The organism is Hydrogenovibrio sp. 3SP14C1, from assembly GCF_029625905.1.
In the GTDB taxonomy this organism is placed as follows: domain Bacteria; phylum Pseudomonadota; class Gammaproteobacteria; order Thiomicrospirales; family Thiomicrospiraceae; genus Hydrogenovibrio.
The window spans coordinates 29,241-50,160 of the sequence record NZ_JARTLM010000005.1 but is presented as its reverse complement, the minus strand read 5'-3'; the positions used below and the strand labels follow the sequence as shown (position 1 = coordinate 50,160).

General features: G+C 42.5%; 20 protein-coding genes. 11 read left to right on the top strand and 9 right to left on the bottom strand.

Annotated features, from left to right (window positions below; genetic code table 11):
• Positions 1 to 39: 39 nt before the first annotated feature.
• Positions 40 to 4,026 (bottom strand): ATP-dependent RNA helicase HrpA, encoded by a 3,987-nt coding sequence (hrpA, locus tag P8629_RS05250; protein ID WP_278165073.1) that lies wholly within the window; start codon positions 4,024 to 4,026, stop codon positions 40 to 42.
• A gap of 311 nt (positions 4,027 to 4,337) precedes the next feature.
• Here hrpA and P8629_RS05245 point away from each other — a divergent pair, with 311 nt between their 5' ends.
• Together P8629_RS05245 and dbpA are read left to right on the top strand one after the other, a co-directional pair.
• Complete coding sequence (locus P8629_RS05245; protein ID WP_278165072.1) at positions 4,338 to 4,796, top strand: DUF302 domain-containing protein; 459 nt, start codon at positions 4,338 to 4,340, stop codon at positions 4,794 to 4,796.
• Positions 4,797 to 4,944: 148 nt separating this feature from the next.
• On the top strand, positions 4,945 to 6,351 hold the full coding sequence (gene dbpA / locus P8629_RS05240; RefSeq protein ID WP_278165071.1) for an ATP-dependent RNA helicase DbpA: 1,407 nt from the start codon (positions 4,945 to 4,947) through the stop codon (positions 6,349 to 6,351).
• 49 nt (positions 6,352 to 6,400) lie between these two features.
• Here the strand turns inward: dbpA and P8629_RS05235 are convergent, their stop codons facing one another.
• Both P8629_RS05235 and P8629_RS05230 read right to left on the bottom strand, forming a co-directional pair.
• Entirely contained in the window at positions 6,401 to 7,150 is a 750-nt protein-coding gene (locus P8629_RS05235) for a slipin family protein (protein WP_278165070.1), read from the bottom strand.
• A complete protein-coding gene (locus tag P8629_RS05230) occupies positions 7,147 to 8,538 on the bottom strand; it encodes an NfeD family protein (protein WP_278165069.1) in 1,392 nt (463 codons plus the stop codon). The genes P8629_RS05235 and P8629_RS05230 overlap by 4 nt, the downstream gene beginning before the upstream one ends.
• Before the next feature lie 193 nt (positions 8,539 to 8,731).
• Between P8629_RS05230 and P8629_RS05225 the strand changes: the two genes are divergently transcribed.
• Entirely contained in the window at positions 8,732 to 9,430 is a 699-nt protein-coding gene (locus P8629_RS05225; protein ID WP_278165068.1) for an SDR family NAD(P)-dependent oxidoreductase, read from the top strand.
• A 5-nt stretch (positions 9,431 to 9,435) separates the two neighbouring features.
• Here the strand turns inward: P8629_RS05225 and P8629_RS05220 are convergent, their stop codons facing one another.
• Positions 9,436 to 10,128 (bottom strand): pseudouridine synthase, encoded by a 693-nt coding sequence (locus P8629_RS05220; protein ID WP_278165067.1) that lies wholly within the window; start codon positions 10,126 to 10,128, stop codon positions 9,436 to 9,438.
• A 289-nt stretch (positions 10,129 to 10,417) separates the two neighbouring features.
• Between P8629_RS05220 and P8629_RS05215 the strand changes: the two genes are divergently transcribed.
• Both P8629_RS05215 and P8629_RS05210 read left to right on the top strand, forming a co-directional pair.
• Positions 10,418 to 12,430 carry a copper-translocating P-type ATPase gene (locus P8629_RS05215; RefSeq protein ID WP_278165066.1) on the top strand — a complete coding sequence of 671 codons (2,013 nt, stop codon included), beginning with the start codon at positions 10,418 to 10,420 and terminating at the stop codon, positions 12,428 to 12,430.
• A 37-nt stretch (positions 12,431 to 12,467) separates the two neighbouring features.
• Positions 12,468 to 12,782 (top strand): hypothetical protein, encoded by a 315-nt coding sequence (locus tag P8629_RS05210; protein ID WP_278165065.1) that lies wholly within the window; start codon positions 12,468 to 12,470, stop codon positions 12,780 to 12,782.
• Between the two features lie 70 nt (positions 12,783 to 12,852).
• Here the strand turns inward: P8629_RS05210 and P8629_RS05205 are convergent, their stop codons facing one another.
• Positions 12,853 to 13,482, bottom strand: a complete 630-nt coding sequence (locus tag P8629_RS05205; protein ID WP_278165064.1) for a hypothetical protein — start codon at positions 13,480 to 13,482, stop codon at positions 12,853 to 12,855.
• A 183-nt stretch (positions 13,483 to 13,665) separates the two neighbouring features.
• On the opposite strand from P8629_RS05205, the gene P8629_RS05200 reads away from it, so the two are divergent.
• Positions 13,666 to 14,016 carry a hypothetical protein gene (locus P8629_RS05200; protein WP_278165063.1) on the top strand — a complete coding sequence of 117 codons (351 nt, stop codon included), beginning with the start codon at positions 13,666 to 13,668 and terminating at the stop codon, positions 14,014 to 14,016.
• 30 nt (positions 14,017 to 14,046) lie between these two features.
• Here P8629_RS05200 and P8629_RS05195 read toward each other — a convergent pair whose 3' ends face one another.
• Genes P8629_RS05195 through P8629_RS05180 form a run of 4 tightly spaced genes read right to left on the bottom strand, consistent with a single transcriptional unit; the run spans position 14,047 to position 15,416 of the window.
• Positions 14,047 to 14,544, bottom strand: a complete 498-nt coding sequence (locus P8629_RS05195; RefSeq protein WP_278165062.1) for a hypothetical protein — start codon at positions 14,542 to 14,544, stop codon at positions 14,047 to 14,049.
• Between the two features lie 42 nt (positions 14,545 to 14,586).
• On the bottom strand, positions 14,587 to 14,853 hold the full coding sequence (locus P8629_RS05190; RefSeq protein ID WP_278165061.1) for a hypothetical protein: 267 nt from the start codon (positions 14,851 to 14,853) through the stop codon (positions 14,587 to 14,589).
• Positions 14,835 to 15,119, bottom strand: coding sequence for a hypothetical protein (locus P8629_RS05185; protein ID WP_278165060.1), 285 nt, complete (start codon positions 15,117 to 15,119; stop codon positions 14,835 to 14,837). Before P8629_RS05185 ends, P8629_RS05190 begins: the two co-directional genes overlap by 19 nt.
• Entirely contained in the window at positions 15,120 to 15,416 is a 297-nt protein-coding gene (locus P8629_RS05180; protein WP_278165059.1) for a DUF883 family protein, read from the bottom strand.
• Positions 15,417 to 15,615: 199 nt separating this feature from the next.
• Here P8629_RS05180 and P8629_RS05175 point away from each other — a divergent pair, with 199 nt between their 5' ends.
• From P8629_RS05175 to P8629_RS05155, 5 genes are all read left to right on the top strand, one after another.
• Positions 15,616 to 16,869, top strand: a complete 1,254-nt coding sequence (locus P8629_RS05175; protein ID WP_278165058.1) for a DUF2254 domain-containing protein — start codon at positions 15,616 to 15,618, stop codon at positions 16,867 to 16,869.
• Between the two features lie 187 nt (positions 16,870 to 17,056).
• Positions 17,057 to 17,431: a hypothetical protein gene (locus P8629_RS05170; protein WP_278165057.1), complete on the top strand. Its 375-nt coding sequence runs from the start codon at positions 17,057 to 17,059 to the stop codon at positions 17,429 to 17,431.
• A gap of 171 nt (positions 17,432 to 17,602) precedes the next feature.
• Positions 17,603 to 18,586 carry a zinc transporter ZntB gene (zntB, locus tag P8629_RS05165; RefSeq protein ID WP_278165056.1) on the top strand — a complete coding sequence of 328 codons (984 nt, stop codon included), beginning with the start codon at positions 17,603 to 17,605 and terminating at the stop codon, positions 18,584 to 18,586.
• 83 nt (positions 18,587 to 18,669) lie between these two features.
• On the top strand, positions 18,670 to 20,076 hold the full coding sequence (cls, locus tag P8629_RS05160) for a cardiolipin synthase (RefSeq protein WP_278165055.1): 1,407 nt from the start codon (positions 18,670 to 18,672) through the stop codon (positions 20,074 to 20,076).
• Positions 20,077 to 20,093: 17 nt separating this feature from the next.
• Complete coding sequence (locus P8629_RS05155) at positions 20,094 to 20,837, top strand: endonuclease/exonuclease/phosphatase family protein (RefSeq protein ID WP_278165054.1); 744 nt, start codon at positions 20,094 to 20,096, stop codon at positions 20,835 to 20,837.
• Positions 20,838 to 20,920: the final 83 nt, after the last annotated feature.

Below are 20,920 nucleotides of genomic sequence, written 5' to 3'. Positions count from 1 at the left end.
CAACAATGACAACATATATAAGACTTTCTTAAAATGATATTAAAGTGCTTTCAGCTTTTTTTCCAAACGTTGAATCGAGACGGGCTTTAAGGTTTTCATTGGCTGTGCGAACAAGGATAGACGGAGCTCTTCAATCAACCAGCGAATTTCGACCAGGCCTGGGTGGTTTTGATAAGCAGGCTCTTTTGACAACGCTTCATAGCTATCTAGAATGGGTTGAATCTCTCGAATCGCCTTCTGATCCTTACTTGGATCCACATCAATTTTAGCTAAGCGCTTTTCCAATCCTTGCAAATATCGGGGTAACTGCTTAAACCATTCTTCAGGCGTGACACGCACAAAGTCTTTACTGATTAGTTGATCCAGCTGCGAACGAATATCTGCCACGGAAGCCAACCAACGTGGGTTAACACGCCCTTTTACTTGCTTGGCAATTTTCTGGTGTGCGGTCAAAATAGCATTGACCTGTGAAGCGACTTGCTGAGCCTGTTCGATCCAGTTCGAACGCGCGGTTTCTAAAATCGTTTCAAACTCAACTTGTCGTCGAACCTTTTCTGGATGCGGAATCAATTGTGACAAAGCTCGATCAATCACTTGTTGCGTCAATTCCTGACAAGTGCCGTAAGGGGCATAGCACAAGCAAGCCTTTTGGATAGGCAGTTTTTTCTGTAAATACTTTTCTTTCTCAGCCAATTCTTTTTTCACTAACGCCAATACCGCTTCAGCATGATGTGTTTGCGCCATTTCGTCATCCCCCAGCAACGCCAGCTCAATGGTTTCACCCGAGACTTGCAATGCTGGATACGCGATTATTTCCACACCTTGCGACCGAATGGTTTGAGAAATAGCCAGATCACCAAAATCCCATGCATCAACAACACGGTTTTCCGGTGCTTTCTTTGATTGGTGTTTCTGAATACGAGCATCCACTAAATGCTGATATTCCGATTTTAATGCTTCCAAATCGGCTTTCTCGGCAATTTTCTTGCCTTTATCATCTTGCAAGATAAAGTAAGGTTCTAAATATTCCGGCAAATCAACTTTTTCAAAATCACTGGTTGCCACCTTTTGCTGAGCACGTCGGTTCAATGCCCACACCAACTGAGTCACATAATCGGCTTTACGCCCATCCAGCTTTTTACTGGGAGCCATTTCTTCCAATACCAATGCCGCTGTATTCGGCGCAGGGATAAACTGTTTACGAAGTTGTTTCGGTAACGCCTTAATATAAAAAACCGTTTTCTCTTTCAGCAAGCCCGGTGTCAACCATTCAAAATCTTCAGATTGCACCAGGTTTAATGCTGACAACGGCACTTTTACCACCATGCCATCTTGCGCTTTTCCTGGCTCAAAATGGTAATCCACATCGAGATCCAGCTGATTTTTAATCTGTACTTGGTCCGGATACTCCACGTTCAAACGACTGTCAAACGATTGCTTCAACAAAAAATCTTGAGTCAGATACAACGCTTTTAATGCGTCCGGATCGTTTTTTTCAGTTTTGCGTACCCATTTTTCAAACGCGGGTAGGCTATAAATATGCTCTGGAATATGTTCCGCATAAAAATCGTACAACACGTCTTCTTCTACCAAAAAATCCGGACGGCGCAATTTCGATTCAATATGGTGGATCTCGGCAATCATTTTTTGATTGTGCACAAAGAACGCGACGTTTGAGTTCAACTCCCCTTCTACCAAACCATGGCGCAGGAAAATTTTATGCGATTCTTTCGGGTTGATCGGACCGTAATTACAACGACGGCGGTTCACAATCGGCAACCCATAAAGCGTCACCGACTCAAACGCCCCAACTTGTCCCGCTTTTTTCTGCCAATGCGGATCGGTATAACTGTGCTTAATCAAATGCGGAGCGATTCCCTCCACCCAGTTCACATCAATGATGGCATTATTGCGAGCATACAACTTACTGGTTTCCACCAACTCGCCCGACAACATCCATTTGGGTTTACGTCTAAACATCACGGAACTCGGGTGAATGAATAGCTTGGTATTCCGCGCGCCCAGATAGGTGTTCTCATCATCTCGCATGGCAATATTGCCCAACAACCCCGCCATCAACGAACGATGCACTGCCATTGAATGGGTATCAGACAACCGCTCCGTGACGGTTTTGCCCTGCGTAACTTCTTCATACAAATGTAACTCACCGACTTTAGTGCCAATGCGTTTCAAGCTCATTTCCAACTGAAAAAATAAGTCGTGCCATTCTTTCATTCGCATATAAGACAGAAAATTGGTTTTGCACAGTTTGCGCAATTTGTTTTGACTCAGATGACGTCGTTTATCTTCATAAAAACGCCATAAGTTTAAAAAGAATAAAAAATCCGAGCGCGGGTCTTCAAAGACTTTATGTGCTTGATTCGCTGCCTGACGGTTTGACTCATTCATATCCCGCGGGTCTTGGATACTAATGGCGGCGGCAATAATCAACACTTCGGCCAGCACACCATTTTTCTGCCCCTCCAACACCATTTTTGCCATTCTTGGGTCGAGCGGCAGTTTTGCCAGCTGGCGGCCGCTTTCGGTCAAGCGACGCTTTTCATCCAACGCGCCTATTTCATGCAATTGACGAAAGCCGTCATTGATCACTTTATCTTCCGGCGGTTCGATAAACGGAAAATGCTTCACCGAGCCTAGTTTCATTTGCGTCATCTGCAAAATAACGGTGGCCAGCGAAGTTCGGTGAATTTCCGGAGGTGTAAATTCCGGACGGCTCTTGAAATCATCCTCATCATAAAGTCGAATACACACACCTGAGCTAACTCGACCACAACGCCCCGCACGCTGATTAGCAGAAGCTTGTGAGATTTTTTCAATCGGTAACCGTTGTACTTTGGAACGCACGGAATAACGACTGATTCTGACCAGGCCTGGGTCAATCACAAACTTAATACCTGGCACCGTCAAGGAGGTTTCTGCCACGTTGGTCGATAAAATGACGCGGCGTTTCTGTGACGTTTGGAAAACTTTATTCTGCTCTGCCATACTCAAACGGGCATAAAGCGGTACAACCTCAGTGTTTTTTAAATTCTGTTTACGTAAGACTTCAGCAGTTTCTTTAATGTCTCGCTCTCCCACCTGAAAGACCAGCACATCGCCAAAAGGGTCAACCTCTGACAACTCTTCTAAAGCATGTAAAATCGCCGTTGGAATATCTTGCTCAAACTCATTGCCCTCGTCGTCTTCCACTTTTATCAAAGGGTTATAACGCACTTCCACTGGGTAAGTTCGACCACTCACTTCGATAATCGGTGCGCCTTCAAAAAATTTAGCAAAGCGCTCGGTATCAATCGTTGCCGAGGTGATAATCAGCTTTAAGTCGGGACGTTTTGGCAACAGTTTTTTCAGAATACCTAACAAAAAATCGATATTGATGGAACGCTCATGTGCTTCGTCAATAATAATGGTGTCGTACTGGTTTAGATAAGGATCATTCTGAATTTCGGCCAGCAAAATACCATCGGTCATGACTTTCAATAAACTTTGTTGGTGTACTTGGTCATGAAATCGAACCTGATACCCGACCAGCTGCCCGAGACTTGAACCCAGTTCTTCCGCAATACGCTCTGCCACACTGCGCGCCGCCAGTCTTCTAGGTTGTGTACAGCCAATACGACCAAACACACCCCGCCCAGCTTCTAAACAAATCTTCGGAATCTGAGTAGTTTTTCCTGATCCAGTTTCCCCGGCAATCACCACCACTTGATGTTGCTGAATCAATGTCCGTATCTCGTCACGACGCTCTGCGACGGGCAAATTGTCGTAAGTAATTTTGGGAACTGCTTGCTGATTTTTTTGTGCCGTTGAGACAGATGTGGTTAGTCGTTCACAAAATTTTAGCCAGGCCTGGTCGTTTTTGAGCGCTTCAAAATCGGCCTCAGAGGTTTTTGCATGCACATTAAACCGTTGCAATTGTTTAGACAGAAAAAACCGATCCTTCACCAACGCTTGGTCAACGGCTTTTAATACAGCGGTTTTATCACAAAAATCGATCAATTCAGACATGGAAGCAGGCAAAAGACACTCAGGTTTTAAATAGAAAGCGCATTTTACGCTAGATGGAGCACTTTGCCAAAAATGAGTTCCATTTTGGTCGAGATCGTTGCGGAAAAAAGGCGAAGAAACCAGCTAAGCGTACCAATTTCGGCTTATCGAACTTAGACCATTAGTGGTAATCTAGAAATTATTTGATATTAAAATCAATTAGTTACTATGGTAAAAAATATTATGGTTATTTGACAATCGGTTTAAAGAGGCATAGTCTGATTTGCACAAATATGTTTTTTTCATCACTGACATTCAAGAGGATTAACCGTATGATGCGTTTACGTCTGATTTTGCTGCCGATGTTATTGACTCTCTCTTCTTCAGCATTGGCTGCCGATGGTTTAATCTCGATTAAAAGTCCTTACTCTGCCGGACAAACCATGCAAAAACTTGAAGAGGCGGTCCAAGCAAAAGGGTTAAAAATCTTTGTCAAAGTGAATCATACAGCCGGTGCCAAATCTGTCGGACAAACGTTACGACCAACATCGGTATTGATCTTTGGCAATCCGAAAGGCGGGACGCCTTTTATGCGCTGTTCACAAACAATTGGCATTGATACGCCCTTAAAAGCATTGGTCTGGAAAGATAAAAACTCACAGGTTTGGTTGAGTTATAACGCCCCCGATTATATTAGTAAACGTCACCAAGCAGAAAATTGTCCTGCAATCGCAAAAATATCAAACGTATTGGATCAAATCAGTCATACGGTAACATCCCGAACCCCTTAATCGGACATAAAAAGTAGCTGGCAAGCCGTCATTCAAAAGCGTTAAAACTTCTTGTTTTTAATGTCTTTTGTTTGATCAAAAGCTTTATAATACCGACACTTATCCATCTCTGGTTATTTTCGATTTTTTACCCTAAGGAACACGTCTCTTGAGTACCACATCCACTTCAAATGCTTTGGCTTTTTCAACACTTGATCTTCATCCTGATCTTTTAAGTAACCTGAAAACCTTGGATTATCATTTTTTAACCGACATTCAAGCGCAAAGCTTACCGCCTATTTTGGATGGACAAGACGTCATCGCCCAAGGGAAAACAGGCTCAGGAAAAACCGCTGCGTTTGGTTTGGGCGTGCTCCAGAAATTAGATGTGAAAAATTTTAATGTACAGGCATTGGTGCTCTGTCCAACACGTGAATTAGCTGATCAAGTGGCGACTGAAATCCGTCGTTTGGCCCGTCAGCTACAAAACATAAAAGTATTAACCTTGTGTGGCGGTATGCCGATGGGACCACAAATCAGCTCATTACAGCAAGGCGCACATATTGTTGTCGGGACACCGGGACGAATTCTAGATCACCTCAAAAAAGCACGTTTAACCTTAAATGAAGTGCATACATTGGTGTTAGACGAAGCGGACAGAATGTTGGAAATGGGATTCCAACCTGCGTTGGATGCGATTAACGAGCAGTTACCCGACCAACGCCAAACCTTATTATTCAGCGCAACTTTTCCAAAACAAATTGAAAAAATCAGCCAACAAATAATGCACGCCCCTGTTCGAGTGGAAGTGGACTCCAGACATGATGACAGCACCATTTCTCAACATTTTTATAACGTTGAGAGTACCGAACAACGCTTGCAAGCCCTACGCTTAGTCCTGTTGCAAGCCAAACCGGAATCCAGCGTAGTATTTTGTAACACCAAAAAAGAAGTTCAAATGGTGGCCGATACCTTACGTGATTTGGGATTCAGTGCGCTGGCATTGCATGGTGATTTGGAACAACGTGATCGAGATCAAACCTTAATCCAGTTTGCGAACAAAAGTATTTCCATTTTAGTGGCGACCGATGTCGCTGCTCGAGGCTTGGACATTGAATCACTTGATGCCGTGGTGAACTTTCATTTGGCGCATGACCCAGAAGTGCATGTCCATCGCATCGGCCGAACGGGTCGTGCAGGTAGCCAAGGCATGGCGTGCAGTTTTATCAGTGATAAAGAAAGTTATAAGGTCGCCATTTTATCTGAATACCTGAATCAAGACATTCAGCCTGAACCTTTACCGGATACCAGATTACTCAATCAACCGCCTTTGCAAGCAAAGATGGTGACGTTACTGATTGATGGCGGCAAGAAAAACAAGCTGCGTCCTGGTGATATTTTAGGGGCTTTAACAGCCAATGATGTTTTAAATGCCGGACAAGTTGGGAAAATCAAAATTACCGACAAAAAATCTTATGTGGCCGTCACCCGTTTAATGTTCAAACAAGCGCTTAAACAATTGGGCGCAGGCAAACTGAAAGGCCGCAATTTCCGAGTGCATAAACTCACCCGCTAACCAGTTCAGTTACTGAGCGCCTTCATTCAATAGTACCCAGGCCTGGGTATTATTTGGTTTTGTTAAACAACGAATCAATCAACTCCATTGGCAACGGAAAGACAATGGTGTTTGAACGATCATTCGCAATTTCAGTCAAGGTTTGCAAATAACGCAACTGTAGCGCTTGTGGTTGCTTCGACAAAATTTGAGCGGCTTCAAGTAATTTTTGAGACGCTTGCATTTCCCCTTCCGCATGAATCACTTTGGCACGTCTTGTTCGTTCCGCTTCTGCTTGTTTCGCAATGGCTCGAATCATACTTTCATCGATGTCGACGTGTTTGATTTCCACATTACTGACTTTAACACCCCAAGCATCGGTTTGCTGATCAAGCACCGTTTGAATATCGGCATTCAGTCGATCGCGCTCCGACAGCATTTCATCCAATTCATGTTGACCTAGAACCGAGCGTAACGTCGTTTGTGCCAACTGACTGATAGCATCATTAAAATGCTCAACTTGGATAATGGCTTTATCCGGTTCTATGACACGAAAATAAACCACGGCATTAACATGTACTGACACATTATCACGTGAAATGACATCCTGACTAGGCACATCCATCACAATGGTACGTAAATCGACCTTTTCCATTTGCTGGATAATAGGAATCACCAAAATAAACCCCGGACCTTTGACTTTCCAGAAACGTCCCAGCATGAAAATAACGCCTCTTTCATACTCTCGTAAAATCCGAATGGCACTGATAAAAAACAGCACCACCACCGCGAGCACAATATACAAACTATAGCCTGTCATCTTAACGTCTCCTTTTTTGTCGAATCGATCGGTTTCACGGTTAATGTCAGGTTTTTAAGCCCGGTGACTTTAACCGTTTGGTTCTTTTTCATTGGTATCTGACTGACGGCTTGCCAATGTTCGCCGTGAATCATGACATGTCCTTTATCAACAAAATCTTCCACCACGACACCTTCCCCGCCAACCAATTCTTGGATGCCGCTGACAATCGGCTGACGATAAGATTTGAGTGCGAGATGCACCACTGCAATCAAGATAAGCGCACTGACAGCTGCGAAAGTAATAATGACCGACAGGTCAATACCAAACCCTGGCGCATCGGTATCCATTAGAATAATGGAACCAAACACGAACGAGACAATGCCTCCAATTCCTAACATACCGAAACTCGGCTCGAAAGCTTCGCCCACCATCAGTCCGATCCCCAACAGAATCAACGCCATGCCGGCATAGTTGATCGGTAGAAGTTGAAAAGCATATAACGCCAGCAAAATGGCAATCGCACCAATGGTGCCGGGAACAATGCCACCTGGATTGAGAAATTCAAAAATCAACCCGTACACACCAATCAACAATAATATATAAGCAATATTGGGATTGGTAATCACACTCAAAAATTCACTTCGCCAATCGGGCGCGAACAGAACAATGGATGCATTGGCTGTTTTTAAAATGCGATCTGATCCATTGAATGTTATTTTTTTACCATCGACTTGTTGCAACAAATCAGGCAGATTTTTGGCTATCAAGTCAACTACATTGAGTTTTAATGCGGCATTGGCAGATAAACTGGCCGCTTCTCTGACCGCTTTTTCCGCCCAATCGGCATTACGATTATGTAACTGTGCGAGCCCTTGAATATACGCCACCGCATCATTGATTGCTTTACGTTTACTGGCATCTTCAGAAACAGGTTCGGTGGCTGTTTTTTTAGAATCGTCAGACGGGTTTGGTAAAGAGATACCCCCGATTTGCACTGGCGTCGCAGCGCCAAGATTTGTACCCGGCGCCATTGCCGCGATATGACTCGCGTATAAAATATAAGTACCTGCACTGGCTGCACGCGCACCTGATGGCGCAACATAAGTTGCAACAGGAACGGGAGAATTAGCAATATTTTGAATGATGCTTCGCATGGATGAGCTGAGTCCACCAGGCGTATCCAGTTGAATCACGACCAACTCAACTTGACCTTGTGCAGCTTTATCCAAGGATCGTTCGATATAATCAACCGTCGCAGGTCCAATCGCATCATGAACCGTCAATTGAATGACTTGCCCATCATAAGACTCTGCTGTTGTGGCACTGAATACTGGAGCACTCTGCAAAAGCGCACCCACCAATATCAGTAACGGCATCCATTTATCAAGCTTTACAATGCGATCCATAATCACTCCTTATGCAGCCTTTATCATCCTGACAAGGTTTACAACAAGCTTCTTAGTTTCTACTTTACGCCAATTTATGGAATAATTTCAATAAAATAATAGCCATCGCCCTATCTTGATAGATTACCCCCTTTAATCCTAAACAAGATGTATAGTAGGCTAAATTCAACCTTTTAAAAACCAAGTGAACCCTATGAAAACAGCATTAATTACCGGTGGGAATAAAGGCATCGGACTTGAAACAACCCGTTATTTTTTAGAACATCATTATGAGGTCATTGTATTGGCGCGTGATTTTTCAACGTTTCCATTAGCGGATCATGCTGGCATCACAATGGTGGAATATGACCTCTCTGACATAGAGGGTATTCCTAATTTGGTTAATGAGTTAGATCCGGTTGATGTACTGATCAATAATGCCGGAATTATGTACTCCCTTCCCTATGACGCTTACCCAACAGAAAAGATTCATCATTTGATGAAATTAAACTTGGAAGCACCTGTCATGCTTATGCAAGAAATCGGCAAAAAAATGGCGACATCAGGCGGTGGTCGTATTGTTAATAATGCCTCTATAGCAGGCCAGATTGGTCATCCTGATGTGTGGTACGGTATGAGTAAGGCGGCACTGATTAACGCAACCAAAAGTTTTTCTAAAATTTTTGGGCCAGAAGGTGTTTTGATTAATGCAGTCGCACCCAGCCCGGCTGAAACAGACATGCTGGACGTCATTCCAGAAGCTCGACGCAATGCCTTTAAACAAAACGTTATCACCGGCCGTTTCGCCACGGCAAAAGAAGTTGCTGACACCATCGGTTGGTTAGGAACACTCTCGCCAGAATATATTAATGGGGTCTGTATTGATATCAACAATGGCGCTTTCCCAAGATAAACAACTCAAGAAGGCAACAACTGCTGCAAAGCCAATTTTTCATCATCATCAAGTTCTCTTAACGTATTCACCGCTAGATCGCCAAGAGAAACTTGAGCAATACGAATGCGCTGCAGACGTAACACGCGAAACCCCAGTGCTTTGCACATTCGACGAATTTGCTTGTTAAGCCCTTGTGTGAGAACAATTTTAAAACAACACTCACCTGTCGCTTCCACCTCACAAGGCTTGGTCATCTGTCCCATAATTTCAACACCTTGCTGCATCGTGGTTACAAAGTGTTGCGTCAACGCTTGATCCACCTCAACCCAATATTCTTTTTCATGCGCAAAAGCGGGCTGTAAAATATGGTTCGTCAGTTCCCCTTGATTGGTTAGAATCATCAGCCCTTCTGATGCTTTGTCTAATCGACCCATAGCAGAAAAGTGTTGTGTGAGTCCGGTCGACTCGACCAAATTATTGGCAACCGATTGGTCATGCGTGCAGACCACTCCCACGGGCTTATGGTATGCCACCAAAAAAACAGATGAATGCCAGTCAACCGGCTGTCCATCAAAAAAAACCTGATCTGCCTGCGTCACTTTTTGCCCGATGTCGGCTTTTTGTTCATTAACCGTCACTCGTCCCTCTGCAATCCAGATATCTGCTTGTTTTCTAGATCCGAGTCCCGCTTGGCTGATAAGTTTATTAAGTCGCATAATATTTGATTCTAGGGTGGCAGTCTCTATCTTGTCATTCTTTGTTATTCACTGTTTTTCATTATTTTACCGTTTTTAACTCAAGTGATTCCGCTTACTCTGTTAAGCCAGACCTGGCTATTTTTATACGGTATGGACAAACTGACTATAAACCTTAAATAAAATAAGTAAATGCACTTATTTTGACCTCATAAAGAGAGTGGTTTAGGATAATGACAATATCGCTCCAAAATGATTTTAGTTTAATAATCATCTTCTTGCTTCAACGACAAGCCAATAAGGAGTCCGCATGAACGTTACAACAGCCCACCAGAAACATGGACATGAGCATAGGCACGAACATCAAGGCCATTCCCCTACTATGTTTAGAGATAAGTTCTGGACTTCGTTACTATTGTCCTTGCCTATTATATTTTGGTCGCCGCACATTCAAAGTCTTTTAGGATATCAGGCTCCCCAGTTTACGGGTTCCGATTGGATTGCTCCGCTCCTTTCCACCCTTATTTTCTTTTATGGTGGCCAGGTATTTTTGAAAGGCGCTTGGCAAGAACTTAAAGCCAAACTGCCTGGCATGATGACTTTAATCTCACTTGCCATACTGGTAGCTTTTGTTTTTTCCTGGGTGATTCAATTAGGATTCGTTGATGCGAAATCACTCTGGTGGGAGTTGGCAACCTTAATCGTCATTATGTTACTTGGCCATTGGATTGAAATGCGCTCTATTCATCAAGCACAAGGTGCATTGCACCAATTAGCCAAATTATTACCCGATACCGCCTTGCGGATTAATGAGTCCGGTGAGCAGGAAGTCCCAATCCATGCATTAAATAAAGGCGACCTCATATTGATTCGACCTGGTGATCGAGTACCGGTTGATGGCGACATCCGTAAAGGACAAAGCGATTTGAATGAATCGATGATTACCGGAGAATCCAATTCAGTCAAAAAACAAACAGGCGATGCTGTCATTGCTGGAACCATTAACGGCTCCGGTTCACTTCGAGTCAACGTTACTGGAACGGGTGACGACACCAAACTTAGCGGTATCATGCGTTTTGTTGCCGAGGCTCAAAAATCAAAATCACGGGCGCAACATTTAGCCGACCGTGCTGCACAATGGCTGACAGCAGTTGCCATTGCCAGTGGCGTGCTGACTTTGATTATTTGGCAATTTATCGGTGCTTCCATTGATTTTTCCATCGTACGGGTTGTCACTGTTTTGGTTATTGCGTGCCCTCACGCGCTTGGTTTGGCCATTCCTTTAGTCGTGGCCATTTCAACTTCACTAGGTGCGAAAAATGGCCTGTTAATTCGAGACCGACGAGGTTTAGAAGAAGCGCGTAAACTAGACACGGTTGTCTTTGATAAAACCGGCACCCTCACGCTTGGAGAATTTAGAGTAGTCAAAACGGCATTGGCGGACAATATCGTGGAAGAAGATGCGCTCAGCATTGCTGCCAGCATTGAAGCTGAATCAGAACACCCCATTGCTCGAGGCATCGCGAAAACAGCTGAAGAGCAGAGCCTATCGCTTTTGCCAGTTGAGAATTTTAAAGCCTTAACCGGCAAAGGGGTTTCAGCCACCGTATCGGGACAAGAATATAAAATGGGCGGCGCATCGCTTTTAAAAACGGAAAATATTCAATTTCCCGATGCGCTGCTCAACGCCGCTAAAAATGCAGCTGATAATGGCCAAACAGCTATTTATCTGGTTAAAAACAACCATGCGATTGCGGTTTTCATTATTGCTGATGCAATCCGAGAAGAAAGCCAAGAAGCGGTTGATGCCTTACACAAACGAGGCATTGAAGTAGCAATGCTCACAGGCGATGACTCTGCTGTTGCCTTAAGCGTCGCAGAATCACTTGGTATTGATACGGTATTTTCTGAAGTACTACCAGAAGATAAAGCAGCAAAAATACAAGCCTTACAACAAAAAGGAAAAATGGTTGCCATGGTGGGTGATGGTGTCAACGATGCGCCAGCATTAGCGACGGCTGATGTCGGCATTGCCATTGGTGCCGGCACCGATGTTGCGGTTGAAGCGGGCCATATTGTTTTGGTTCGCTCTGATCCGAGAGACATTCCTAAGATTATTGACTTATCTAGAGCGACTTACCGAAAGATGGTACAAAACCTCTGGTGGGCTGCGGGCTATAATCTCTTCGCAATTCCACTTGCGGCGGGCGCACTCATAACATGGGGCATTCTACTCTCTCCAGCAGTGGGTGCGATTTTAATGTCTTTAAGCACCATTATTGTCGCAATCAATGCACAACTCTTGAGACGGGTGAAACTATAAATATCGTTAAAAAACACAATCAAAAGAAAGGTGGATTATGCCAGAGTCAGAATCTGTCATTGATATTAAAAAGACATTGAAAGCGCGTCAATTGTTAGATCAATTCGATATTAACCTGACTCGCCTCAAAAAAGTCGGGCTTCATAAAGATGAAGACGAAGTGGATACCTTAGAAATGCTTTCAAGTTGTCTTGAAGAAGCCATCGAAAATGGTACGGAAACCTCGATTCTTCAATCCCGAGCAAATCAGTTGGCTCATTATGCATTAGAGCGAGGATATGAACAGCATGAGGTCGAAAACCTACTCACCATGCGCCCAAACCCGAATGGCAAACGATTACCAAACGATTAAACTTACTTAAACACCCACAAAAAAACCGCATTTAAGCGGCTTTTTATGGGGCTTTCTTACACGTATTGTTTTAACGATTACGCATCATCGTCATTGCTTTTTGGCGCAAGTCTTGAAGTTTTTTCATCTGATTTTCTAAACGAACAATTAATGACTTACCTTTTGGGCCAGTTGCTTCAATTTTTGCTTTTACGTTTTTTTGTAGGTCTTCCGCCATTTTTCGAATGTCAGGATCTTGAAATACTTTTTGCTGACGCGCCTGAAATTCTTTCTGGCTTGCTTGAAACGATTGGATTTCAGCCTGAGTTGGCTTTTCTTTACTGTTTTGATATTTATCAACCATCTCATTCATTTTTTTCAATTCTTTATCTGCGTCATACCCGCCCTGTGACATTTTTTCAGAGACTTTAGCCTGCAACGCATCTCGCTGTTTTTGAAGCTCCGGCGAGTCTTTATAAACCTGCTGTTGAACTTTTTGCAACTCTTTCTGCGTCTGTTGCAATTGCTGTTGCGTTTTTTGCAACTCCATCATCATGGATTGTTGTTCTGGCGTCATTTTCGGCATTTGTTGCATGCCTCCACCGTGCGGAGCAGGTGCCGGTGCAGTCGGCTGAGCTTGAACTTGAGACATGACAGACACGCCTGTCATAAAGGCAATTGCCGTTAAAGTTTGACGAAGCGGCGTTTTCAGAAAATACATAACAATCCTTCTCTTTTTAGTTTTTTTAATTGATCAATAGCACACTAGCATAGACCGCGATAAAATGAAACCACTCACAATAATTTTACGTAGTTTTTAAAAGAACAATTATAAAACATAGTGCCCTATTAAGCTCGTTAAACCGGCTTATTTCAGGGAGATTTTCTGCACAATGGAGAAAGCATGATGAAACTATTACGCACACTCACTGCTTGGAAAACACCTGACTTTAAAAGCGTGTTGAACGAGCAATTACAACAAATTGAAAAAACACAGCTGCCTCTACAACAAGGGCTAGCCCTCACCAACCGTGTAGCAGACACAGACATCAGTTTTATGCTCCTCAATGCTGAAGAAACTCAACAGGCTCTGTTAGTGACCGTGCTGGTATTTTATAACGGCATCGAAGCAGGCGACTGTTGTTCAGACGATCCAACCCCTGTTTGCGAACAACCTGAACAGTGCACTATAAAATTAACAATTCATAAACCAAATGGAAAAACAGATATCTCTCTACGAAAGGAGAATGAATAAACAGCCAGGCCTGGCTATATTTTGAGACAGTTATTCAGGTAGCTTTACTTCAATATCAACTGAATTGACATTGGTATTACGATCCTTATCAGTTTGCACCCCAAACTTAACGTTCAAGTCATCTTTTTGAATACCTAGGTTAAGATTATAAAGATCGTCTTCTTTTCCTTCATAACCATACTTAAAATGTCGTTGAGTGACTGGTTTTTCAGGCAAAAGTTCATTAATAGACTGTGGGGATGTTGAGCTTGGAGGGGTTAGAGAGTCTGGTTTGGGGATATCATCAACTAAGTTATCACTACCAGCCTGAGAACGCGGCTTAATCCTCAAATCTAACTCAGCCTGTTTCTTTGATTGTTTTTCATTAATGACAGGATCAGAGGCCTGCTCCTGCGCTTTTACTTCTTCCAATTCCGGCAAAGGAGAATCTACCAAGGTTGATTCTTGCTGTTGATAGACTATCCAGCCCCAAGCCGACAATCCTCCAATCAGACTCAACAAAATAGTATTCTTTAAAAATCGGTACATACTTTTCTGTAGACACCACCATCATTTAATTCGTGCGACCTTTTAATTTAAATGAGGATTGGAAGATTCCTTTTTACTTATCAGTTTGACGAGAAAAGGGGTTAGGAAATTATTACATAAAAAATAAGCCATGGCTTCTCTTGTATCGCCGCCATTCAAGCTTTTCAAGGTTTGCGTAATTTCAAGTCCCGGATCTCGTAATCGTAATCGTGCTTTAGCAACGTCTAAAGGCAACTTTCTAGCGCCTCTAGAACGTCCTTCAAGCATTGCCGTTACTTGATTCAGTTTCGCTATTTTTTGGCTACCCATGCTGCCACCTTTGCTACGATAAAAGATAGTATGAACGTTAGAACAGATACAACAAAATAAGAACCAACGTCACCAATATACTCCTCCAAAGCCAACTTAACGCCCCACAAAGAAAACAAAAAACCAAACACGACGAGAAGAGAAGAAATCAAAATATAAGCCAAACTCCATGCACTTTTATGGAGAGATAGCCTCATTTCTTCAAACTGTGCCTCTAACAGCTCAACAACTGAAATAATAAATTCTGAGAGAGTAACTTTCGACATTTATTTTTTATTCATCATTAAGGCAATTAAAAATCCAACACCAAAACTAATAGCTGTACTTTGTAAAGGATGCGTTTTTATTTCACTTTCAACGGCGCCTAAACCATCTTTTCCCTTAGTCTTCAAATTGTCTAACTGTTCTTTCAAGTCATCAATATGAAGCTCTTCAAACATCTTAGACTTTCCTTCGATTGCTTTTTCTTGAGCCAATTCTTTAATCGTATTAGAAAGCTGATGTATATCACCTTTAAGGGCTTCAATATCTTTCTTTAACTGCGTTACTTCTTGAGTAGCCATATCTTTCTCCTATTTCGTTTGTTCACGAATCTTTAAAATCCATACAACCTAAATAAAAAATAGGTTAATTTCAGTATAATGATTTTAATTAAAGAAAACAAAAAGATATTTTAATTTTAAGAAGTTCATGCGGTTACTGTATAAGTAATACATTAAATCTTACGCTACTGATAACCTCCTTCAAATACAAGGAATGCTAATGAAAGATCGTCTAAGTTTTCTTTTGAATCGCATAGGAGAGCGCCTCTGGATCAAACCACTTTTGATGTGCTTATTATCGATTGCTATGGTTTTTTTAGCCCATTTAGCAGATCAAACACCATTAGAACAACATGTCCCCGAAGTCAGCATAGACTCCATTGAAACACTGCTTGCGATTATCGCTGCAAGCATGTTGGTCATTGCAACCTTTGCTGCTGGTTCAATGGTATCAGCCTATGCATTGACCAGCCATATCACAACCCCTCGTTCTTTTTCATTAGTTGTTTCTGACGATGTGTCTCAAAATGCTTTATCCGTTTTTATTGGTGCCTTTATTTTCAGTATCATTGCTTTAATTGCTATAAAAAATGAATATTACGGAACGGCCGGAAACTTCAGCTTATTTGTCCTCACTTTGGTAACCTTTGCCTTGGTCATTATTACATTTGTTAGATGGGTTGATGGCATTGCTCATTTAGGCAGACTGGAAGAAACCGTGGCAAAAGTGGAAAAAGCAACACACAATGCTTTTCAAAAACGTCTGATGGCACCGCGCTTAGGAGGAAGTACAGTCAAGCCACTACATGAAAATACCACGCCCATTTACGCCGACCAAATTGGCTATATTCAAAGAGTCGATATTGAAAAATTACAATCTGCTGCTGAAGCCGCTAAACTCATTATTGTTGTCGAAGCGCTACCTGGCACATTTACCGCGCCAGGGCGAAAACTTGCTGTGATAAGCAGTAAGCAAAATGAACTTTCTCAACTGGATATCACGCCTATTCTCGCTGCATTTTTAATCGGCAACGACCGAAAGTTTGACGAAGATCCAAGATTTGGGTTGATTGTACTCTCAGAAATTGCTAGCCGAGCTCTCTCGCCAGCCGTAAATGACCCTGGAACCGCCATTGACATCATCGGTCGAATGGTCAGATTATTTTCTTTCTGGGGTGAAGGTCATATGCAACAACCTGTTAAAAAACCCTTATTTGACAGAGTTCAGGTACCGGAACTATTGATACAAGATATGTTTGATGATGCGTTTACGTCTCTTGCCAGAGATGGGGCTGAATTGATTGAAGTTTCGTTACGTTTACAAAAAGCTTTTTTAGCCCTGTCAACGACTCAAGATCCAGCGATTCAAAAACAGTCAAAAACACATGCCCAGATGGCACTGGAAAGACAGGAAAAAGCATTACAAAGCTCATATGATTTAGAACGCATAAGAGCATGTAGCAAATTAATATAATTGCCGTAAAAAATACCCACCACTGTATTTAGAAATCATTCACGTTAATAAATGTCTGCAATTTTTAGTGATTGACTAAGTATTTTTCCTCAACTATGATTAATAGATGATAGTGAAAAGATCTCTATATTGGATTTGAGAGAGTCACTGTCATTTAGTGATATCTCAAACATAAGGAGTTACGACGATGAAGCATTCAATAATTGTTGCTGCACTTGCAGGTGTGCTTTCTTTAAATGGCGGAGCCTTAATGGCAGCCCCTGGAGATGGTTCTTCTCAAATATATGGCAGCCAGCTGATGACCCAACAAGAAATATCTGATCACCGAGCAAAACTGCGTGCTGCCAAAACACAAGCGGAAAGAAACCAAATCCGCCAAGAAAACCATGAACGCATGCAACAGCGCGCTAGAGAACGTGGTGTGCAAATGCCTGATATGCCACCTCAAAACCGAGGCCACATGAATCAAGGCCAAGGCATGGGAAATGGTATGGGGCAAGGAATGGGAAATGGTATGGGTCAAGGTAATGGCCAAGGAATGGGGTCAGGTAAAAACCAATAACCCCCCTTCTAACTTCAATATGGCGTACGACGTGCGCCATATTATTTTCTCTTTTTAAAATCACATCGATCATTCGTATAAAAGTTAATTGACTTATTTTTTCTTCCCTTCAAAATGAAGCTAAGGTTCATTAACCGTTTCCTTTAAGAAAACTAAAATAAGGCAACAACCATGCTGCAACAACCACTCAACGAAGGACTTATCCATGCTTATTTATTCGATGGTACTGGCAGTGGACAATTTTTAGACTGGCAGGCTGTCCATGAGTGGACGCCATCGCAAGGTAAGCTTTGGTTGCACTTCGACTATACGGGCGCTTTTTCTCAGGAGTGGATTAGCAATCAGAGCGGGTTAGAACCGCTTGCGGCGGAGGCTTTATTAACGGAGGAAACTCGGCCTCGAGCAGTCACACTGGGTGATGGATTGTTAATCGCATTAAGGGGCGTCAACCAAAACCCTGATTCAGATCCTGAAGACATGGTTTCCGTTAGGCTCTGGATCGATAATGACCGCATTATTTCAACTCGAAAACGTGACTTGCTGTCTACACAAGATATTCTAGCGCAACTTAAAAAAGGAAAAGGGCCTTGCGACTGTGCTGAATTTTTAGTCTCTTTGACAGACCGTCTGGTTTGGCGAATGGGTGACACCATTAATTTATTTGAAGACCGAGCCGGGGAGTTAGAGAGTCACGCCCTTTCTGAAACCCGTGAAAACTTGCGTTTCGATTTGGCGACATTACGCCGACAGACCATCACACTTCGACGCTACCTGGCACCACAGAGGGAAGCGCTCAGCCGGTTAATGGTTGAAAAAGTCAGCTGGCTCAATGAAACACGCCGCCTGGAAATTCGCGAAATCAGTGATCGACTCGTACGCCACATTGAAGATATTGACACAGTAAGAGAAAGAACCGCTGTAACTCATGAACAATTATTAAGTCGCGTCTCAGAACAACTCAATGAAAGGATGTATGTGCTGTCAATCATTGCCGCTATTTTTCTACCATTGAGCTTTTTTACAGGATTATTCGGTATCAATGTGGGCGGTATTCCTGGAGCCAATAACCCCAATGCTTTTTTTATTTTTGTGGCATTATTGATCGTAATCATTGTGTTACAGTTACTATTGTTCAAACGAAAAAAATGGCTCTAGAGTGAAACAGGGATGTATTTAAACTAGTCAGGCCTGATCGTTTTTAATTTCTGCCCCCCCCTAAAAGATGAGAATGAATCTTTATGCAGTATGAAACAAGTGAATTAGTCATTGGTCTTTACCTACTGAATATCGTACTGGTTCTAATTACCATTTTTCATATGCTTTACCAGCGTCGTTCACCGCAGAACCTAGTGGCTTGGATTCTTGCATTGATCCTACTGCCTTTTGTTGGGATTTTCTTTTACGTTATTTTCGGTTCACGAAAGCTTCTTTACAAAAAAAACAAGCCTAATATTTCTTTAGAGGCACGACTCGACGCACATCCAAAGAAAGGATTAGCCAAGCTTAATGATACCCTGCTAAGTGCCAACCAAATTAACAGCACCACTGCCGGCAACAAAATAACCTTTCACCAAAGTGCCGTCGAAACGTATCAACAGTTTGTGCAAACATTAGAAAGCGCTGAGTCACAGATTTACTTGGAAACCTATTCTTTTGAACTAGATATCACCGGACAGGAAATTTTAGCGCTACTGGTTCGAAAAGCCAGCGCAGGGGTTAAGGTTAGACTATTAATGGACGCCGTTGGCTCCTTGAGTATTTACAGAAATCAACAACAACTTAACGCTCTGACTGATGCAGGTGGCCAATACAGTTTTTTTCAACCTTTATTCAAAAACATTCTGAACAGCCAGCTGAACCTAAGGAACCATCGTAAAATCTACTTAATAGACAGTCGTACCCTTTTTACCGGTGGGATGAACTTATCTAACAATTATTTTGGGTCGCAAATCAACGAACCTAAAGAAGGGTATTGGGTCGATCTATTGTTCAAAATGGAAGGCCCGATCGTTGACCACTACCAAAAAATTTTTAATGAAGACTGGCATTACACCACACAAGAGCGCTTGCTTGTAGAGAAGACTTCTTTCTCTGAGCCGACGACTGGCAGAGGCTTTATGCAGACCATTCCATCAGGTCCCGACATTAATAGCGATACCTTGTTTGAATCGATTTTACAGAGTATTTACTTCGCTAAACGTCAAATTGTCATTGTCACACCCTACTTTATTCCCGACAGTGCAATCGTAAACGCCTTGATGATTGCCATCAAGCGTGGAGTGAAAGTCATTTTGATTACTCCTGAAACCTCAGACCACCTTATTTTTGACTTAGGGCGAGGGTCTTTTATGAGGGAATTTTTGGAGCACGGCGGCGAAATTCACTGTTACGCGCATGGCATGATGCATGCAAAACTGGTACTCATCGACGATAAAGCCGCGTTGTTTGGCTCAGCCAACTTGGATTACCGTTCTTTATTCATTAACTACGAAGTCACCAACATTACCTATTCCAAACAATTTATTACCCTACTGTCAGACTGGATTGATAATTTAATCAGCCAGAGCGTTACTTACCAACCGGCAGATACCAAACTTCGCCTTCTGTTAGAGAACTTGGCAAGAACCATCGCACCGATTTTATGAGACCTTAATAATCAACCATGTATAAGCCTAAGATAACACCGATATCGCATCACTTACAGTCTGTAAACAAATCCGGTCTACCAAATCATTTTGGACTCTTGACATGGAATCTACACAAAGTCGATTTTGCACACTTTATTCATCGGCCGATAGAACAATTATTACCGATCGATCCCCCTCACCTATTATCATTACAAGAAGCGGTTGCGAGAGGATCCCAACATAAATTCTTTAATCTGCCTTTTTTCATGGCCCCCAATATCGAGACCAAAAAAAAGCATTTTGGCGTGTTAACCGCTTCGGCTTTTGAAATGAAGGCACATCACCAATGCTTGACACAAAGCAGAGAGCTTGGCTGGATGACGCACAAAACCGCTTTGATTACCGAACATACCTTACAGAATGGCGAAACCTTAACCCATGTAAATATTCATGCTATTAATTTTGTTCCGCATGGCGCTTTTAGAAAAGAGCTGCAACTAATTTTGCATCTTCTGTCGGACAAAAAAGGCCCAATGATTCTCAGTGGTGACTTTAACACTTGGAATAAAACACGCGTCAAAACGCTCAATACAGCGATTACACAACTCAATCTCACGGAAGTGTCTTACCCTACGCACCAAGCGATCAAAACCCTCAACCGGCAACCACTCGATTATGTGTTTTATCGAGGCCTGAAAGTGGAAAAATCCGAAGCTTTAGAGGTTCCTGACATTTCCGATCATAATCCACTCATTGTTCATTTTTCCGTTTTATCCTGATTGTCACACCGTTGAATTCATATTTTCGAACTGTTATTGATTACGACCGATAAGTTGTTTTATTGCAGGTGTTTCTTTCACAT

Bases quoted from the DNA above. Each gene is read 5' to 3' on its own strand.
- P8629_RS05210 (WP_278165065.1), top strand. From the start codon at position 12,468: ATGCCAGAGTCAGAATCTGTCATTGATATTAAAAAGACATTGAAAGCG.
- P8629_RS05200 (WP_278165063.1), top strand. From the start codon at position 13,666: ATGATGAAACTATTACGCACACTCACTGCTTGGAAAACACCTGACTTT.
- P8629_RS05195 (WP_278165062.1), bottom strand. From the start codon at position 14,544: ATGTACCGATTTTTAAAGAATACTATTTTGTTGAGTCTGATTGGAGGA.
- P8629_RS05155 (WP_278165054.1), top strand. From the start codon at position 20,094: ATGTATAAGCCTAAGATAACACCGATATCGCATCACTTACAGTCTGTA.
- P8629_RS05225 (WP_278165068.1), top strand. From the start codon at position 8,732: ATGAAAACAGCATTAATTACCGGTGGGAATAAAGGCATCGGACTTGAA.
- P8629_RS05185 (WP_278165060.1), bottom strand. From the start codon at position 15,119: ATGTCGAAAGTTACTCTCTCAGAATTTATTATTTCAGTTGTTGAGCTG.
- P8629_RS05190 (WP_278165061.1), bottom strand. From the start codon at position 14,853: ATGGGTAGCCAAAAAATAGCGAAACTGAATCAAGTAACGGCAATGCTT.
- P8629_RS05170 (WP_278165057.1), top strand. From the start codon at position 17,057: ATGAAGCATTCAATAATTGTTGCTGCACTTGCAGGTGTGCTTTCTTTA.
- P8629_RS05245 (WP_278165072.1), top strand. From the start codon at position 4,338: ATGATGCGTTTACGTCTGATTTTGCTGCCGATGTTATTGACTCTCTCT.
- P8629_RS05180 (WP_278165059.1), bottom strand. From the start codon at position 15,416: ATGGCTACTCAAGAAGTAACGCAGTTAAAGAAAGATATTGAAGCCCTT.
- P8629_RS05205 (WP_278165064.1), bottom strand. From the start codon at position 13,482: ATGTATTTTCTGAAAACGCCGCTTCGTCAAACTTTAACGGCAATTGCC.
- P8629_RS05220 (WP_278165067.1), bottom strand. From the start codon at position 10,128: ATGCGACTTAATAAACTTATCAGCCAAGCGGGACTCGGATCTAGAAAA.
- P8629_RS05235 (WP_278165070.1), bottom strand. From the start codon at position 7,150: ATGACAGGCTATAGTTTGTATATTGTGCTCGCGGTGGTGGTGCTGTTT.
- zntB (WP_278165056.1), top strand. From the start codon at position 17,603: ATGCTGCAACAACCACTCAACGAAGGACTTATCCATGCTTATTTATTC.
- hrpA (WP_278165073.1), bottom strand. From the start codon at position 4,026: ATGTCTGAATTGATCGATTTTTGTGATAAAACCGCTGTATTAAAAGCC.
- P8629_RS05230 (WP_278165069.1), bottom strand. From the start codon at position 8,538: ATGGATCGCATTGTAAAGCTTGATAAATGGATGCCGTTACTGATATTG.
- P8629_RS05175 (WP_278165058.1), top strand. From the start codon at position 15,616: ATGAAAGATCGTCTAAGTTTTCTTTTGAATCGCATAGGAGAGCGCCTC.
- cls (WP_278165055.1), top strand. From the start codon at position 18,670: ATGCAGTATGAAACAAGTGAATTAGTCATTGGTCTTTACCTACTGAAT.
- P8629_RS05215 (WP_278165066.1), top strand. From the start codon at position 10,418: ATGAACGTTACAACAGCCCACCAGAAACATGGACATGAGCATAGGCAC.